This window comes from Streptomyces sp. NPDC046308, assembly GCF_055588065.1.
The window spans coordinates 287,630-289,172 of record NZ_JBVJFB010000010.1 but is presented as its reverse complement, the minus strand read 5'-3'; the positions used below and the strand labels follow the sequence as shown (position 1 = coordinate 289,172).

Annotated in this window: 2 protein-coding genes; one reads left to right on the top strand and one right to left on the bottom strand. The window is 72.4% G+C overall.

The window, feature by feature from the left end; all coding sequences use genetic code 11:
* Positions 1-96, top strand: a 96-nt coding sequence (locus ACZ6JT_RS32895) for an aggregation-promoting factor C-terminal-like domain-containing protein (RefSeq protein ID WP_467992924.1), incomplete at its 5' end; no start/stop codon positions are given.
* Positions 97-257: 161 nt separating this feature from the next.
* On the opposite strand, the gene ACZ6JT_RS32890 is transcribed toward ACZ6JT_RS32895, so the two are convergent.
* Positions 258-1,280 carry a DUF4344 domain-containing metallopeptidase gene (locus tag ACZ6JT_RS32890; protein WP_469215501.1) on the bottom strand — a complete coding sequence of 341 codons (1,023 nt, stop codon included), beginning with the start codon at positions 1,278-1,280 and terminating at the stop codon, positions 258-260.
* Between the last annotated feature and the right edge of the window lie 263 nt (positions 1,281-1,543).

The following is a 1,543-nucleotide window of genomic DNA, read 5'->3' as shown; positions in this document are numbered from 1 at the left end:
GCCACCCAGATCAAGTGGGGCCTGGACTACATGAACGAGCGTTACGGCAGCCCCGTGGGCGCCTGGAACTTCTGGTCCGCCAACCACTGGTACTAAGCCGACAGCAGCACCCGGCCGCAGCACTGCAGCAGTACCCGGCCGCAGCACGGCCGTACACGACCGCAGCAGTGGGCCGTACACGGCAGCACCTGGCAGATTCTCCTGAAGACGCCCGGCCCGGAATCCTTCTGCGGCCGGGCGTCTTCGCGTGCGCTCGGTCATTTCAGGTACGGCTGCAGGAGCCTGTTCCACGACCTTCGGATCTGTTCGTACTCGTGCCGGCAGCCCTGGGCCCGAAGCGGTGGCAGCACACCGTCGGGGTTGCCGACGGCGATGACGGCCGACGCGAAGGCGTCGGGGTTCGAGCCGTACAGCCAGCAGATCTCGTTGTAGAAGCGCTGCGCGCTCAGGGAGTGCTCGTCGGAGAACAGGCCGGAGAGGTCTCCGCTCTCCTGTGCGTCGGCCAGCGCTCCCCACGCGTTGATGGTGCTCACCGCGTAGTCGATGTGCTGCTCGCCGCCGGTGGCCAGGAGCAGGGTGGCGAGCTGGTCGACGGCGTCCTCCTCCTTCCCGGTGATCGGCAGGTCGTACATGTCGACCAGGGCGTGTCCGAGTTCGTGCAGGAGGACACCGTTGGAGAACCCGATGACGCCGTCGTCCGCGGCCTTGGCCCGGTCCGCGGCGCTGCCCGAGCCCTCCCGCGCGGCCTGCTCGAGGAAGACGGGTCTTGTCTCCTCGACGAGCTCGTAGCAGTACGTGATGTCTTTGGCCCGCGGGTCCCAGGAGGCGTTGGCGCCGCCGCAGCTCTTGGCGACCACGGGCACGTCGTAGGCGAGTGCGATCCGCTCGTTGGCGAACGCGGCGATGTGCTCCAGTACCTCGGTCTCCTGCAGGAACCTCTGGGTCCGCCGGTCCTGGGCCGTCCTGCCGTCCTCATACCGGGGGACCAGCCTCCCGCGCCCCACCGGAGAAGACGCGGCAGAGGGAGCAGCCGCGAAGGGGTGGGAGGGCGCGGCGGACGGAGCGAACGTGACGGACGGGGCGGACGGGGCGGACGGGGTGGGTGGGGTGGGTGGGGAGGTGGCGATGGCGGGAGGCCGTTCCGGGTCCTGTGTCCGCCTGCCGGAAGGGCCGCCGCCCGCGGGGGAGCAGCCCGCGGCGGCGACGGCCACCGCCACGGCCGCCACCGCCGCGGTCACGACGGCGGTGGCGGCCGTCGCCCGTCTCCTGGCTGCTCCCACCGCTGTCACCCCTCGGCGCGGTCCGTCCTGGGACACAGCCTGGTGCCGTGCCGCTGCCCCGGCCCGCGCATGTGCGCCACCCGAGTGAAACCAGGCCCCGGGTGAAACCCCGCCCCGGGCGAAACCAGGCCCCCGGGTGAAACCCGCGACTGCCGCCGCCCTCCCGCCCGGTCCCCGCCGCCCCCCGCCCGGTGCCCTCCGCGTCGGTGCCCGGCCGTCGGGCGGGCACGGCTGCGGGCTTCGCTGGAGCCGCCCGCCGTGCT